At 31.6% G+C, this 14152-nt stretch carries 18 protein-coding genes and 1 rRNA gene; 8 read left to right on the top strand and 11 right to left on the bottom strand.

The window, feature by feature from the left end; translation table 11 throughout:
- The first annotated feature begins 67 nt into the window (after nucleotides 1-67).
- Nucleotides 68-176 (top strand): 5S ribosomal RNA (gene rrf / locus H277_RS0116265).
- A gap of 284 nt (nucleotides 177-460) precedes the next feature.
- Here rrf and H277_RS19855 read toward each other — a convergent pair.
- The 7 genes from H277_RS19855 to H277_RS20580 form a co-directional block, all read right to left on the bottom strand.
- The gene (locus H277_RS19855; protein ID WP_019976684.1) at nucleotides 461-1600 is read right to left on the bottom strand and encodes a hypothetical protein; all 1140 of its coding nucleotides are present in this window, start codon (nucleotides 1598-1600) and stop codon (nucleotides 461-463) included.
- A complete protein-coding gene (locus H277_RS0116255) occupies nucleotides 1593-1934 on the bottom strand; it encodes a hypothetical protein (RefSeq protein WP_019976683.1) in 342 nt (113 codons plus the stop codon). Before H277_RS0116255 ends, H277_RS19855 begins: the two co-directional genes overlap by 8 nt.
- Before the next feature lie 41 nt (nucleotides 1935-1975).
- Nucleotides 1976-2392, bottom strand: coding sequence for a hypothetical protein (locus tag H277_RS0116250; protein WP_019976682.1), 417 nt, complete (start codon nucleotides 2390-2392; stop codon nucleotides 1976-1978).
- An 8-nt stretch (nucleotides 2393-2400) separates the two neighbouring features.
- On the bottom strand, nucleotides 2401-3336 hold the full coding sequence (locus tag H277_RS0116245; protein WP_146810482.1) for a hypothetical protein: 936 nt from the start codon (nucleotides 3334-3336) through the stop codon (nucleotides 2401-2403).
- Nucleotides 3337-3340: 4 nt separating this feature from the next.
- Nucleotides 3341-4279: a hypothetical protein gene (locus H277_RS0116240; protein WP_019976680.1), complete on the bottom strand. Its 939-nt coding sequence runs from the start codon at nucleotides 4277-4279 to the stop codon at nucleotides 3341-3343.
- Between the two features lie 6 nt (nucleotides 4280-4285).
- The gene (locus H277_RS0116235; protein WP_019976679.1) at nucleotides 4286-5305 is read right to left on the bottom strand and encodes a hypothetical protein; all 1020 of its coding nucleotides are present in this window, start codon (nucleotides 5303-5305) and stop codon (nucleotides 4286-4288) included.
- A 70-nt stretch (nucleotides 5306-5375) separates the two neighbouring features.
- Nucleotides 5376-5510 (bottom strand): hypothetical protein, encoded by a 135-nt coding sequence (locus H277_RS20580; protein WP_019976678.1) that lies wholly within the window; start codon nucleotides 5508-5510, stop codon nucleotides 5376-5378.
- 418 nt (nucleotides 5511-5928) lie between these two features.
- On the opposite strand from H277_RS20580, the gene H277_RS0116225 reads away from it, so the two are divergent.
- Complete coding sequence (locus tag H277_RS0116225) at nucleotides 5929-6465, top strand: RNA polymerase sigma factor (RefSeq protein WP_019976677.1); 537 nt, start codon at nucleotides 5929-5931, stop codon at nucleotides 6463-6465.
- A 33-nt stretch (nucleotides 6466-6498) separates the two neighbouring features.
- Complete coding sequence (locus H277_RS0116220; protein ID WP_019976676.1) at nucleotides 6499-6903, top strand: hypothetical protein; 405 nt, start codon at nucleotides 6499-6501, stop codon at nucleotides 6901-6903.
- On the opposite strand, the gene H277_RS0116215 is transcribed toward H277_RS0116220, so the two are convergent.
- The 3 genes from H277_RS0116215 to mnmC2 form a co-directional block, all read right to left on the bottom strand.
- Nucleotides 6900-7196, bottom strand: a complete 297-nt coding sequence (locus H277_RS0116215) for an ATP-dependent Clp protease adaptor ClpS (RefSeq protein ID WP_019976675.1) — start codon at nucleotides 7194-7196, stop codon at nucleotides 6900-6902. The two genes, H277_RS0116220 and H277_RS0116215, sit on opposite strands and share 4 nt — an antisense overlap.
- 6 nt (nucleotides 7197-7202) lie before the next feature.
- Nucleotides 7203-8030, bottom strand: coding sequence for a 50S ribosomal protein L11 methyltransferase (prmA, locus tag H277_RS0116210; RefSeq protein WP_019976674.1), 828 nt, complete (start codon nucleotides 8028-8030; stop codon nucleotides 7203-7205).
- Nucleotides 8031-8101: 71 nt separating this feature from the next.
- Nucleotides 8102-8818, bottom strand: coding sequence for a tRNA (5-methylaminomethyl-2-thiouridine)(34)-methyltransferase MnmC2 (gene mnmC2, locus H277_RS0116205; RefSeq protein WP_019976673.1), 717 nt, complete (start codon nucleotides 8816-8818; stop codon nucleotides 8102-8104).
- An 80-nt stretch (nucleotides 8819-8898) separates the two neighbouring features.
- Between mnmC2 and H277_RS0116200 the strand changes: the two genes are divergently transcribed.
- The 3 genes from H277_RS0116200 (at nucleotide 8899) to H277_RS0116190 (ending at nucleotide 11569) form a co-directional block, all read left to right on the top strand.
- On the top strand, nucleotides 8899-9960 hold the full coding sequence (locus tag H277_RS0116200) for a branched-chain amino acid aminotransferase (RefSeq protein WP_019976672.1): 1062 nt from the start codon (nucleotides 8899-8901) through the stop codon (nucleotides 9958-9960).
- Between the two features lie 104 nt (nucleotides 9961-10064).
- A complete protein-coding gene (locus H277_RS0116195; RefSeq protein ID WP_019976671.1) occupies nucleotides 10065-11087 on the top strand; it encodes a DUF4407 domain-containing protein in 1023 nt (340 codons plus the stop codon).
- Nucleotides 11088-11140: 53 nt separating this feature from the next.
- Nucleotides 11141-11569: a hypothetical protein gene (locus tag H277_RS0116190; RefSeq protein ID WP_019976670.1), complete on the top strand. Its 429-nt coding sequence runs from the start codon at nucleotides 11141-11143 to the stop codon at nucleotides 11567-11569.
- Between the two features lie 34 nt (nucleotides 11570-11603).
- Here H277_RS0116190 and folP read toward each other — a convergent pair whose 3' ends face one another.
- Nucleotides 11604-12431, bottom strand: coding sequence for a dihydropteroate synthase (gene folP, locus H277_RS0116185; protein ID WP_019976669.1), 828 nt, complete (start codon nucleotides 12429-12431; stop codon nucleotides 11604-11606).
- Nucleotides 12432-12484: 53 nt separating this feature from the next.
- Between folP and H277_RS0116180 the strand changes: the two genes are divergently transcribed.
- Entirely contained in the window at nucleotides 12485-13033 is a 549-nt protein-coding gene (locus H277_RS0116180; protein ID WP_019976668.1) for a DUF1599 domain-containing protein, read from the top strand.
- Nucleotides 13030-14151: a BT_3928 family protein gene (locus H277_RS0116175; RefSeq protein ID WP_019976667.1), complete on the top strand. Its 1122-nt coding sequence runs from the start codon at nucleotides 13030-13032 to the stop codon at nucleotides 14149-14151. The genes H277_RS0116180 and H277_RS0116175 overlap by 4 nt, the downstream gene beginning before the upstream one ends.
- Nucleotide 14152: the final 1 nt, after the last annotated feature.

Below are 14152 nucleotides of genomic sequence, written 5' to 3'. Positions count from 1 at the left end.
GGTTGTGTGAATAAATAAAACAATAATGTCAAAGAAATAATAGGAACTAAAACCTATATAAAAATATTAGGGTGACTATAGCTGCAGGGCTCACCTCTTCCCATTCCGAACAGAGAAGTTAAGCCTGCCTGCGCCGATGGTACTGTTACTTACGGGAGAGTAGGTCGTCGCCAGTTTTTTAATCAAAAGCCTCAAGTGAATTACTTGAGGCTTTTTTTATGGGGTAAAATAAAAAATAAAGGTTTTAGATAAGGAATCTTAGTAATTAACTTTACTCACTACTCACTACTCACTACTCACTACTCACTACGCATACCTCAGTATCTTTAATCTAATTGCCAGATTGATATGGTTGGTTTAAAAAAGCCAGAACCAATGAGTGAAAAAAATTAAACAGTAGTCTCTTCTTATTCAATATAGATATTAAAAAATCCGACTCATAATCGAATCGGATTTTTAATTAATTATTTTTTAAAATACGTTTGATTACATTAAATAGAATCATATAGAAAATGATTGATATAACGATTAATTCAATATTTGTATTCAGATGATTGATTATTTCTCTTGGATATTTGAAAATTGTTTTCGCCAATTCTATTGGTCCTGTTACTAATTGAGATTTATAGGTTTTAATGATGTTAATAATGATGTAAAACATTATTAATTGATTGAATAGTCCGTAAATAAGAAAAAATGCATCCTTTTTATTTTGAATTTTCAATTTAAGAGGGTTTCGAAAGAAATTATTCACTTTTTTAGAACTAATTGATAATAAGTTTGGTGTATCTGTAATGTCAGAAATAATCCAATATCCATCAGAGCGAATGAACGGAATGAGTTGATAAAGAATAACGATTGTACTTATTGCAATTACATCCTGTATTTGGTGATTATCAGTGATTACATAGGCTATAAATAATCCGAGTATTATAAATAGTTGCACATAAACTCCTGCTAGATTTGTAATAATTCGTTCTTGTTTTTTGGCAGACCAAATAGGGGTTATATTAGAGTAAAATACAGGAAAAATGAAATAAATACCTATACCTATTTCGCCATTTTTTTTTGTAAAACGGTTGCAAGCTGCGATATGACCAAATTCGTGTATAAATGCACTTATTATGTAGAAAATAAATAAAAACAACATATACTCTTTCTCAAGATGAAAATGATGCATTTGAGTAAGGTTATAGATGGAAAAGATAAATAACAATGTGAAAGCTATCCAAAAGAAAGTGGGCTGAAATAAAGGTTGCAATACTTTTGAGATTTTAGCCGCGTTTTCTTTAGAAATTAATTTTGTTTCGAAAAGAATAAATGACTTCTCTTTTTTGATTTTCTGATTGACCAAATTAAGCTCTAGACTTTTTAAATTTTGTTCTACAATAGAGTGAAAATCATCGTTCGAAACATAATCAAATTCTTGAATAAATTCTTTGTAAGATTTATCTAAATTGTATTGATTTCTTTTTAGAATTTCCAGAAGAGATTTTATTTCATCGCTAACGATGAAGAATTTTTCGGAATGTTCTAATATCCAATTCTGATCATTCTTTTTAGTGAACAAGAAATCTATATTTACTAAAGGACTATGCATTTCTAATTTCTTTAACCTGATTTTTCCAATCTTTTATTTGTGAATTAATAATATCAATCCAGTTTATCATTTTGGTTAAACTATATTTCATCGCAATTTTTTTTGCTGCTGAGAATTGGTCTAACATATAGCTGAATTGAGGATTGCATAGTTCTTCTACTGCAAAGAAAGCTTTGTGCGTATACAATTGATTATTGGGATAATAATCTTCATCATTCTTAAGATATTGGATGGTATTCGATATAATATATGTGAATTGTTGTGCTTGTAAATCTTCCCCAATATCTGTCATATCGTCATACATTTGGATTCCCTTGAAAATAGAAGAAAGCATTAATTTTATATCTTCTGAAGGATAATCAGATTGTAGAATATTTATTCCATCGACAACAAAAAAACAGGTATGTGTTTTTCAACAGCAAGTTGTTCAAACTGCTCTTTGGTTAAAACATGAGAATCAAAATCCCATAATTTTTCTTTGATTATGGCATCGAAATAAATTTTACTATATTTTCTTTTGCTCTCAAAAATTGGTGAGTTTTCGCCAAATAATTTGAGAAGTGTTCTTATACATAATTCATAATGGTTGGTTAAATTGAATAATGGATTAGAGGTAAGTAAATTTTCGTTAATTGATATCTCATGATCAAGCAATTTATCTAAATGGATGATATAGTTATAATATGTTTTCGCAATAAGGTCTAATTGATTTTTATTTTCAGCATTAAGTTCGACATTTTCAGTAAGAAAGTCGACGATGTCTTGAAAAAAGAGTTGATTGATTTGGCTCATTTATGAACTTAGAGTTTTGGTATTTTATTTAGGTTGACAATTAAGTTTTGCTGAGCAGAAAAACTAGACAAATTAGTGCATGTATTTGAACCACTACTTTGCCCTTTGTCACCAAAAGTTATACTTAGATTATCTTGCTGATACAGATACTTGTAACCAATGAAATATTTGTAAGTTCCTTGAGTTAGATTACTATCGTAAAAATTAGTATTAAAGCTATCAAAAGAACATTGCCCGCTAATTAAGGTATTAAAAATTTTTGTTCCGACAAGTTGAGGAGAACCAGAAATATCTGTTCGCTGCCTAAACAATGCAATTGCATATGTAAATGTTCTACTTGCAAGATTAGCATATTGAAAGGCAATAATTCCATTTGCATTAATAGAAAGTCTATTTTCTGCTTTAAGAGGATCAGGAATAACAATACCTGTAACTTCAAAATTAGCAATTGTTTTCCAGTTATAATTACCCGTACCTAAATCACTTCCAACAGCGAAACCACTTCCATCATTAGTTGATGACGTAGGAAAATATGAATTGTTTCCTGTCGTAATATTAGAATTTGTAAGGGTGACAGAATTGCCTGTACTTCCATTGTATGTTGATTTAGCTTTTGTAACGATGGTAGAAATACTATCATCCAAATTACCGGAATTGAGTAATGCTGCCCATTTTCCATCAATAAAAACATAATATCCTTGCGCAAAAGTATTACCTGCAATATTATATACAATAGTACCTTCAGGAGGAGAAGCTGCAGCAGTAGGGGTTAAAGTTATTAAAGTTACCTTCGGCAATAGGATCCCTGACTTTGTAGAATTAGCATCGAATATAGCTTTAGTTGTAGTAGCTGTACTTGTTGGATAAGTTGGATCGTCTGACACAATTACTTGAGCATTAGAAAAAGATGCTGCAAAAAGTAAAATAAATATAATTTTTTTCATCGTCTTAAAAATTAGGATTTTCATAAGTTTCTACAACTAAGTTCGTGATCATAGTGGATGCCGGTAAAAAATTTTGCTTTGCAATATTACCCCCGGAATCAGTATTCATACAATTGTTGTTTCTGGACGCCACATACAAATTATAGGATACACTATTATTTGGGCCATCAATTTCTCTATTGTCCATAGCTATTTTAACTTCATTCATTCCTACAGGTAAGTCTTTTACAGCATTTACCATATCAAATTGAAAATTTAAACACGAATTATTCATATAGCCGGATATAATTTTATATCCTTTTAGTTTGAAATCAGAATCTCCAGGGCTTTTAATAAATAAAGCTAAACCCACATATGCCTCAGCATTTGAAGTGTTTGTACTTAAATGAGTTTGTATAGTACCAGAAGTTTTGAGAATATTATTATTTTTACTATTCTTTAGTTCAATATTTTTTACAGTTCCCTCAGCAAAATTCAAATCTGTCCAATAACCCGAAGCTCTTGAAGAGTATAATTCATTCATAGTGTGCTGTGCACCTGCGGTGTAATTTCCATCAGGATAAGTTGTTGTAACGGGAGTTGCTGAAGATGAGAACTTATTTATTTTACTCAGATTAGATAATTTACTGTTTAATATGCTGGTGTCGGCCAAATTTGTCCACTCTGTAGCATCCCAAAAATATAGTCCTTTTGTTAAAGTGGAATTTGAATTAAAAATTAATAAGGAATTTCTAAGATTTGTGGCATTAGCATCACCAAGAAAATCTCCGGATAAGGATGTTAATGAATGACTGGGAACTGTAAAACCTTTGATTTGAGTTCGACTATTACTAGAAATATTTACAATAGCATTTGGACTATTGTTTGCAGGAACTCCTGTATGCAATTGAGCATCTGAATAAAAAGGAGATAGAATAGATAGGAGAAAGATTATTTTTTTCATAATAGTTTAGTTTTTAGGTGTAACTTCTGATACTAATATATTAAGGGTTGTCCCCATTGTTAATTTATCTGTATTCGTACAAGATCCATTATTTTCTCCTTGGTTTCCGGATCCGCTGCTCTTTCCTCCAACAGTTAAGTAAGTATAATTTCCAGTATTTCCATATGTGGTATTGCTTTCATTTAGAGGATAATAATAATCTGCTCTATTGTTAGCATCCGCTCTTGTAATAAAATTCCGTCTACCTAGAGCAAAAACTTTTGCAGTATAATTACCAGTCTGAGATAAATTAATAACAGTCGATACGGTAAAAGGAGTTACAAGACAAGCTCTTCTGGTAGAGTTTGCAAATGATCCAATTGCATATAATCTATAAGCAGAATCATTTGCTCCTTTTGCTTTGATGAAAATTCCTATATTAAAAGTCAGCGTTCTTGATGAATATGGAGTAACCGTATTAATATAGCCGTTCGAACCTGTTTGTGTATTTCCATACGTTGTTAAAGTAATTGTATTGTCCGTTTGTGCAATCTGGAAATCAATCTCTGTTTCAGGTATAGCTGTCCATCTTGCAACACTTAAAGAATTATTGTAATCTAATTGAGGAATGTTCTCAAAAGAATTGCCTCCTTTTGATAAGTTTTTGTAAAAATCTTTCACGATTCCCGGTGTATTTCCGGTTGTTGTAGTTGTATATAACCTTGTTATATCTATTCTGTTTTGTAAATTTTTAAGGTCTAATATGTAATTCCATTGGTTGTTTTGCCAGAAATAATATCCGGAACCAATACTTCCGTTTCCGCCTTCACAATAGATGAGTAGACCATCGGGTAAAGTTTCAGTAGGTAAATTTAAAAAGGTCTTGTCTGTTAAACTTTTTACAACAGGAATTCGAGGAATTAAAATACCCTGATTGGTAGCAGAAGTTTCAAATACTGAATTTGCATTGATGGTTGTTTTGTTAATTCCGATTTGCGCAAAGGTTAAAGATGAAACCCCAATAAAAAGTAGAAATTTAATATTCATAGTAGTAAAAGTTTTGTTGGTTGATGAATGAATTTGGTTAACCTCAAAAGAGGTTAACCAAATTTATTTTTTAATTACCTCCTCCTGGATTTTCTGGATCAGGGTTGTCACATGTTTTGTGAAATTTGTGAAATAAACAGTAGAAGATAAATTCTTTTCTGTCTTCTAATCTTTCTACTTGAAAAGCATTAATTGACTTTTTCATAATTGAATAATTTTTAAGGGGTTAAAAAATGTATATAAAGTATCTCTGCAATTAATTTAATGCAGAAACGTATTTATAAGATTTTAAAAAAAGATTTAATTGTACAAAATGCTACTTGTGCATTTAGATAACATGAAGTGTATGTAATATCATAGGTAATAAAGAGTTATAGTTTGGTATTTCAAATATAGAATAAGTTTTTAAACTCATTACTACAAAAAAAAGATTTTAAAAAACTGTAAAACAATATGTTTGTCAATTTGTTAAAAAATAATTAATTAATAAGTATTTATTTTTTCTGATTTGATGAATAAAAGGTAAAACTTCTTAAAAAAATGATAAATATTCGTTATTAAATAAAATAACCAATCTTTGTACTTTCTAATTTAATAGATTTACAACTTAATAAATTATTCTATTGGATCGACTTATTTCAACTTCTCAACTAAAAGAAGATTTAGACCAGACATTTAAACTTATTGTAAAAGATTATCATCAAAAAGTTTATTGGCAGGTTCGTCGTATGGTTTTGATTCATGAAGATGCAGATGATATCACTCAAAATGTATTTATTAAGATTTATCAAAATTTAAGTTCTTTTAAGAATCAATCGAAATTATCGACATGGATTTTTAGAATTACGTACAATGAAACAATCAACTTTATTCATAAAAATGCGAAAGAGAATAATATTTCTTTTGAAGATTATTCGATGAACGTAGCCGATAATTTATCTTCGGATGAGTATTTTACGGGAGATGAAATAGAACAGAAATTACAAAAAGCAATTGCAAGTTTGCCTGAAAAACAACGTCTTGTATTCATGATGAAGTATTACGAAGAATTAAAATATGAACAGATTTCGGATATACTAGGAACTTCTGTAGGTGCACTGAAAGCTTCTTATCATCATGCGGTCTCAAAAATAAAAGAAATTTTAGAGTTTGATGATTAAACCTTTTTAATTTTCTAATGTCTTATAATTGATATGAATAAAAATGAATTAAAAAATAATTTTAAAATTCCAACTAATTATTTTGATGATTTAAAAGATAAACTTTATCTGAATTCTTTAAAACAAAAAGAGAATTATACTGTTCCGAATAATTATTTTGAGAGTTTAGAACAAAATGTTTTAACAAAAGCAATCAAGAAAAAAGAAACGAAGACTGTTCATTTCAATGTATGGTGGGCGGCAGCTTGTGTTTTGTTCTTAGCTTTAATAGCAGTACCTTTTGTGAAGACTACTAAAAAAACAGAAGTAGTGGTGGATACTAGGACGGAAAATCAAGTGTACGAAAAGATATACGATTCTTATATTGTAAGTGATCAAAATAAAAAATCGTCCAATGTTGCATTAGACGATTCTGATTTTGTTTTGTATAATTATTAAATAATTTCTGCACTCAAGCCTCGGTTCAATAACTCTGTGCATCGAGGTTTTAAATCTTCTAATTCACCTGTTAAAACTTCACATTTTCCTTTGTAGTGAATTAAGATTGAACATTGTTCTGCTTGCTCAGGAGTATGTTCACAGACATCCATCAAAGACTCAATCACCCAATCAAATGTATTAACATCATCGTTGTAAACGATAATTTGATACTTATGCGATTCCTGTTCCAATACATCAACAGCCGAATCTTTTTCCGTTTCCCACATGGGTTTTGTTGCGTATTTTACCATACAATATTATTTTTTGAAATGAAGTGCAATCCACTCATTTCGTTGTTTTTTAGATATAAATTTCAAACCGTTCTCTGTACAGAAAGCGAAGATATCTTCAAAGTCCTGTTCCATTAAACCACTTAAGAATAAATCTCCACCTTCATTCAAAACATTGATATAAGATGGTATTTGACTAATCAAAATATTTTTGTTGATATTTGCTAAAATAATGTCAAATTGTTTGCTTCCTAAAAGAGAGTTATCGCCCATCTTAGCATCTAGACTAACGCCATTGCGCTTTCCGTTTTCGATCGAATTTTCAACCGCCCATTCATCGATGTCAATACATTCGGCATAGTTTGCACCACGTTTCATCCCTAAAATAGCAAGAATGGAAGTTCCACAACCCATGTCCAAAATATCTTTTCCGGTAAACTCAGTTTCCAAGATGTATTCTACCATCAAATGTGTTGTAGAGTGATGTCCTGTACCAAAAGACATTTTTGGCTGAATGATGATTTCGTAAGGAATATTCTCAATTGTTTCATGAAATTCTGCACGAATCAGACACTGATCATTCACTAAAATTGGGGCGAAATTTTCTTCCCAGGTAGCATTCCAGTTTTGTTGTTCAATTTCTAGACGAGTATAAGAAAAATCAATATTCTCGATGGCATCAATCACTTCTTTTACTTGGTCAATATTTTCTTCAGTTTTTGGCATGTAAGCATCAAAACCTTCTTCATTTTCAACAAAACTTTCAAAAGGTAATTCAGAAATCATTGCAATAATAATTTCATTAAAAGGCTCTACTTCCGCAACTTTAAATTTATATTCGATATAATTTGTCATAAAAAATATGAAAAACTTCAAATTGTTTTCCGATGCAAATTTACGATTTTTATAATTAATGATAAAGGAGATTATTCGTCCAAAGGAAAGTCTTTTAAACCAACCATCATTTCTCGTTTTCCCGGAGGTCCCGGACGTTTTTGAACAGTATATCCTAAATCTTTTAATCCTCTTTTTATGGTTCCTTTTGCGGCATATGTGGTGAAAACAGCCGATTTTTTTGTCAAATAATCCACAATTTCCAATAGTTCTTTTTCCCATAATTCAGGCTGAACACGAGAGCCGAAAGCATCAAAATAAACTAAATCAAATTCGTTTTCGTTGATATTTTTTAGGTTAAAAAAATCTTCTTTCACTTTTCTGATTTCAAAGAAAGGGGAAATTCTATACCAATGTTCCCAATCAGAATAAAATAAATGTTGGTAATAGCTTAGAAATTCATCTCTACGATGTTCTAGTTCCGGATAAAGTTTGAAAACATCCTCAAAAAAATTGACCAATTGAAATTCTTCCTCCGAAACCGGGTATTTTTCAATTCCAACATATTGAATCGGTTTTTGATTTTTTTCTGCTTCTAGTAATGTAATAAACGAATTTAACCCTGTTCCTAATCCAATTTCGATAATTTTAATATAATTCTTGGTCGCAATAAAATGATTGAAACCATTTTTTATAAATACATGAAAAGCCTCTTGTACAGCACCATGTTTAGAATGGTAAGATTCATCCCAATCTTCAATATAGATGGTTTTGGAACCATCCTCCGTTTCTTGAATAATTCTTTTCATACTCGAAAGTTATGATTTTTATTATGAAAAAGTGCAAATAAAATGTACCTTTGATAAGCACAAACAAAATATATCGTAAAATGATTATAGAAAAAATTGCTGAATCTAAATTCAATGATTCAGTTTTCAACTCTACTACTTTCGGTAAGGAGTTCTCAGACCATATGTTAATTGCGCATTACAAAGATGGCAAATGGGATGAACCAAAAATTGTTCCTTATGGGCCAATTTCAATGACTCCGGCAGCCATGTCTTTCCATTATGGTCAAACAATTTTTGAAGGAATGAAAGCCTACAAAAATGATAATGAAGAAGTGTTTATTTTCCGTCCGGAGAAAAACTTCGAACGTTTTAACCTTTCTGCTGCACGTCTTAATATGCCGCAAGTTCCAAAAGAAATTTTTATTGATGGATTAGAAGCAATTATAGATTTAGATCGTCAATGGGTACCAAAAGATTATGGAACATCATTGTACATTCGCCCGGTTATGTTTGCAACAGAGGAAGCTGTTTCTGCAAGAGCCTCTAACGAATTTATTTTTGCAATTTTATTGGCTTATGCACCTAATTATTACGACAAACCGTTATCTGTAAAAATTGCAGATTTTTATAGTCGTGCTGCTCAAGGTGGTGTTGGTTTTGCAAAGTGTGGAGGAAATTATGCCGCATCATTTTTTCCAACTTCAGAAGCACAAAAAGATGGATATGATCAGGTTATTTGGACAGACTCTATAGAGCACAAATATATTGAAGAAGCAGGAACAATGAACGTAATGGTTCGTATTGGGAATAAAATTTTAACAGCTCCAACTTCTGAACGCATCTTGAATGGAGTGACTCGCGACTCTGTCTTAACATTAGCAAAAGATAGTGGATATGAAGTTGAAGTTCGTCCTATCGAAGTGCAAGAAATGTACGAGGCTTATAAAGCAGGCGAATTAAAAGAAGTGTTTGGTTGCGGAACAGCAGTTGTTATTACACAATACGATGCAGTAGGATTTGGAGAAGAAAGAGCTCAATTGCCTGTATTAGCTGAAGAAGACTCTTTTGCGTTACAATTGAAAAAGAAATTAAAAGACATTCAATACGGATTATCTGATGATCCTTATGGATGGAGAATTAAAATAGAAGAACAAGCTTAATTATATTTAGGAAGTTTTTTAAAAATATCAGCTGACAATTTGATTGTCAGCTTTTTTTGGCACGATATTTAATATTATGTTATGCAAAGTACTATATTTGTAAAATGAATGGACTACAGAAATTTTTAATCATCTGTTCAGGGAGTAGTCTTGAACTCTTGAAAAAAACACCTACAGATATCAATAAACATGTTGGAATTGGAGGTGTCATATTATTTACGGGAATTTTGGCAGCTTTGTCTGCCGGATATGCGTTGAATACTGTTTTTGATAATTTATATGCAGCAGCAGGTTTTGGTCTTTTGTGGGGATTGATGATTTTCAATCTCGACCGTTATATTGTCACTTCAATGAAAAAATCGGGAGGATTTTTCCGACAGTTTTTTATTGCTTTACCACGTATTTTGGTTGCTGTTTTATTGGGTATTGTAATTTCAAAACCCTTAGAGTTGAAAATTTTTGAGAAAGAAATTGACAAGCAGTTGAATGTAATTGTGAATCGGAATAAAGCAGAACTTCAGAAAGGAATTGATGCGCGCTATGCGGAATTAGGAACACCTTTTTCGAATGAAAGAAAAGAAATTTATGCTCAAATTGATAAATTAAGAACAGAGTATAATTCTGCTTCCACGGAATTGGAAAAAGAAGTTGTAGGTACACAAACAGAAACGACAACCGGACGCGAAGGTTACGGACCGAATGCGAAACGAAAAGCTGAACTGAAAAAGCAAAAAGCAGCGGAGATCGAAACATATATTCAGCAATCAGCTCCTCGTTTAGCAGAGATTAACAAGGAACTGGATCGATTGAATGTGGCCAAAGAAAAAGAAATAGATGCCGCTAAACCAACGGAAGAAAATTACAATGGTTTTGCTGCGCGCATGCAGGCATTAGATGAGTTATCTGTTAACAATCCAATTTTAGGAACAGCAGCTATTTTTATAGCTCTTGTGTTTATCTCGCTAGAAACGGCGCCTGTTTTAGTAAAGTTAATTGCACCTAAAGGACCTTATGATTTTCTGTTAGAAAAACATGAACATTCATTCAAAATATTTAGCAAAGAATCGATTCAGGTTATGGACATTAAATCTGAAAAACGAGTCAAACACGAATTAGAAAAAGCATAAATAATAGAAAAGTAACTTTAATTTAAAGTTACTTTTTTAATTTTGTACCAGATATGGAAACTTATAAAATAGAAATTTACGGAGAAGACGAGAACCAAATTCAGCGAATGGAAGAGGTGATAGCTCCTATAAAAGATATTCAGGATTATTTTTGGAAGATACTTTGGATAGATGGTGAAAGTGAAACAGACGAATATTCTGTTTTCGAATTACAGGAAGTCATTGATCAACAGGATGGAATTTTTGTCGAATATGATCAACTGGAAAGTTTGTCTTACAAAATGGAAACTGTAACAGAGGCGTTGATTATTGGAGATAGAAAAGAGAATAATTTACACGTAAACATTGAAGATGAAAATTTATACGACAATGAGGTCGTGTTTGAATTTGTAAAAGATTCACATTGGCAGATTCTGACTTCAGATATTAATATTGTCGATACATTTAAAGTTTTCTTTCCAAATAGTCAAATCATCGATTAAAATAAAAAGCCACTTTTTTGAGTGGCTTTCCTATTTATTTTTGATTCAATTTCTGAAAAATTTGTAAGGTCTCTTTTGCTTCTTTAACATCATGTACACGCAAAATTTTTGCACCTTTCTGCAAAGCGACTAGATTGAGAACAGAAGTTCCATTTAATGCTTCTTGCGGAGTTGAATTGAATAAGTTGTAAATCATAGATTTTCTCGAAATACCAACCAATAAAGGGAATTTTCCGAGACCTAAAGCTTCCATTTTACTGAATAATTCATAGTTGTGATCCAGTGTTTTGGCAAATCCAAAACCAGGATCCAAAATAATATCATTCACTTTCGCTTCTTTTAATAGCGCAATTTTCTCCGAAAAATATTCATTCACCTCTATTGTGATGTCTCCATATTCAGGATTGTTTTGCATCGTTTGCGGCGTTCCTTTCATGTGCATTAAGATATAAGGAACTTGAAGTTCTTTGATGGCTGCGAACATATTTTCGTCCAATTCCCAACCCGAAACATCATTGATGATAGAAGCACCGGCTTTCACTGCTTCTCGGGCAACATTTCCGCGAAAAGTATCTATAGAAATAATAATTTCAGGATAGTGTTTTACAATTTTTTCAATTACAGGAGCAGTTCTGTCTATTTCTTCTTGTTCGGAAATATTTTCTGCTCCGGGTTTTGTCGAATAACCACCAATATCAACTATATCTGCACCTTCGGACAAATGTTCTGTAACGCTTTCTAAAATTAAATCAATCGAATGATGGCGCCCCCCATCATAAAATGAGTTGGGTGTCGTATTCAAAATTCCCATAATTTTTGGTTCGCTGAGATCAATCAAACGACCATTACAATTAATTGTCATATCTTAGAAGTTCTTTAAGCAATTTCAATTATTTTTGAAATCGAAACGAAATTATGAAAAATACCTCAATTCAATTCAATGAAATTATCTCTCTTTGCAGAGATCTCTATACAAAAAAACTTAAAGATTATGGTCCGGCCTGGCGCGTGTTGCGTTTACCATCATTAACAGACCAAATTTTTATCAAAGTCAATCGAATTCGAACATTGCAAGAAGCAACAGAACGTTTGGTGGACGAAGATGAAGAAGGCGAATTTATTGCGATTGTTAATTATTCCATTATGGCATTGATTCAATTGGAACTTGGTTTCGCAGATCAACCGGATTTAACGGCGGAACAAGCGATCGAGTTTTATGATAAGTACACAGGAATTGCGCACGATTTGATGATCAAAAAGAACCATGATTATGGAGAAGCTTGGCGGGATATGCGTGTAAGTTCGATTACAGATTTAATCTATCAAAAGGTTTTGCGTACGAAGAGTATTGAAGACAATAAAGGAAAAACTATTGTTTCAGAAGGCTTGGATGCAAATTATTTGGATATGATTAATTATTCGATTTTTGCAATGATTTTAATTAACGAAAAGAAAATGTCATGAAATATATCGTACAATTTGCCCGAATTATAGTTGGAGTAATTTTTATTATTTCGGGATTTGTAAAAAATGTAGACCCAATCGGATTAAGTTTCAAACTGGAAGAATATTTTTCGCCAACTGTTCTTAATATCCCTTTCTTAGAAAGTTTGAGTCTTCCTCTAGCAACATTCTTTTCTATTTTTGAGATTGTTTTAGGTGTTTTATTGTTGCTTGGTGTTTGGAAAAGATTTACAACAATTGCTTTATTATTGACGATTATTTTCTTCACTTTCCTAACTTTTTATTCAGCTTATTTTAATAAAGTGACAGATTGCGGATGCTTTGGTGACGCATTGAAACTAGAACCTTGGACATCATTTTACAAAGATGTGGTATTGTTGGCGTTGATTGTAATTTTAGTGATTGGACAACAATATATTCAACCATTGTTTGTTGAAAAAGCAAATTATACAATCAATTCTATTGTGATTTTGACTTCTGCAATTATCGCTTATTTAGGAATTAATCATTTACCAATTATAGATTTTCGACCTTATGCAGTTGGAAAAAATTTGATAGAAGGAATGAAATCTCCACAAGAATTGGGATTAAAACCGACGACGTATAAGACAATTTATACCATGAGAAATAGTGTTGATGGAAAAGTAGTAGAAATTGATGATGCGCAATATATTGCTGATGATAAATGGTACAAACACGGAACACCTTGGGTTATAGAAGAAGATAAAACACGTACGGTTGTCGAGAAAAAAGGATACGAACCGCCAATTCATGATTTTAGTTTTGATTGCAATGGAGTCGATAAAACTTCAGAAATATTAAATGCACCTAAAGCTTTAATTTTTATCGTTCCTTTTGTCGAAAAGATAGATAAAAAACAAATTGAGAAGCTGAATATTCTTGGTAAAGATGCAAAATCAAAAGGGTATACGGTCACAACTGTTTCGAATAATCCGGTTCCGGGTTTAGAGATTGAAAATTGTTTTATGGATCAAACGACGATGAAAACTATTATTCGTTCAAATCCAGGTGTGATGATTTTAGAAACAGGAACAGTGAAAGCGAAATACCATGACAATGATTTTCCTTCAATTCATCAATTAGAAGACTTATTTTAAG

It is taken from the genome of Empedobacter brevis NBRC 14943 = ATCC 43319, assembly GCF_000382425.1.
Taxonomy (GTDB): Bacteria; Bacteroidota; Bacteroidia; order Flavobacteriales; family Weeksellaceae; genus Empedobacter; species Empedobacter brevis.
The sequence above is the reverse complement of the archived record's forward strand: the minus strand, read 5'-3'. Positions and strand labels throughout refer to the sequence as shown.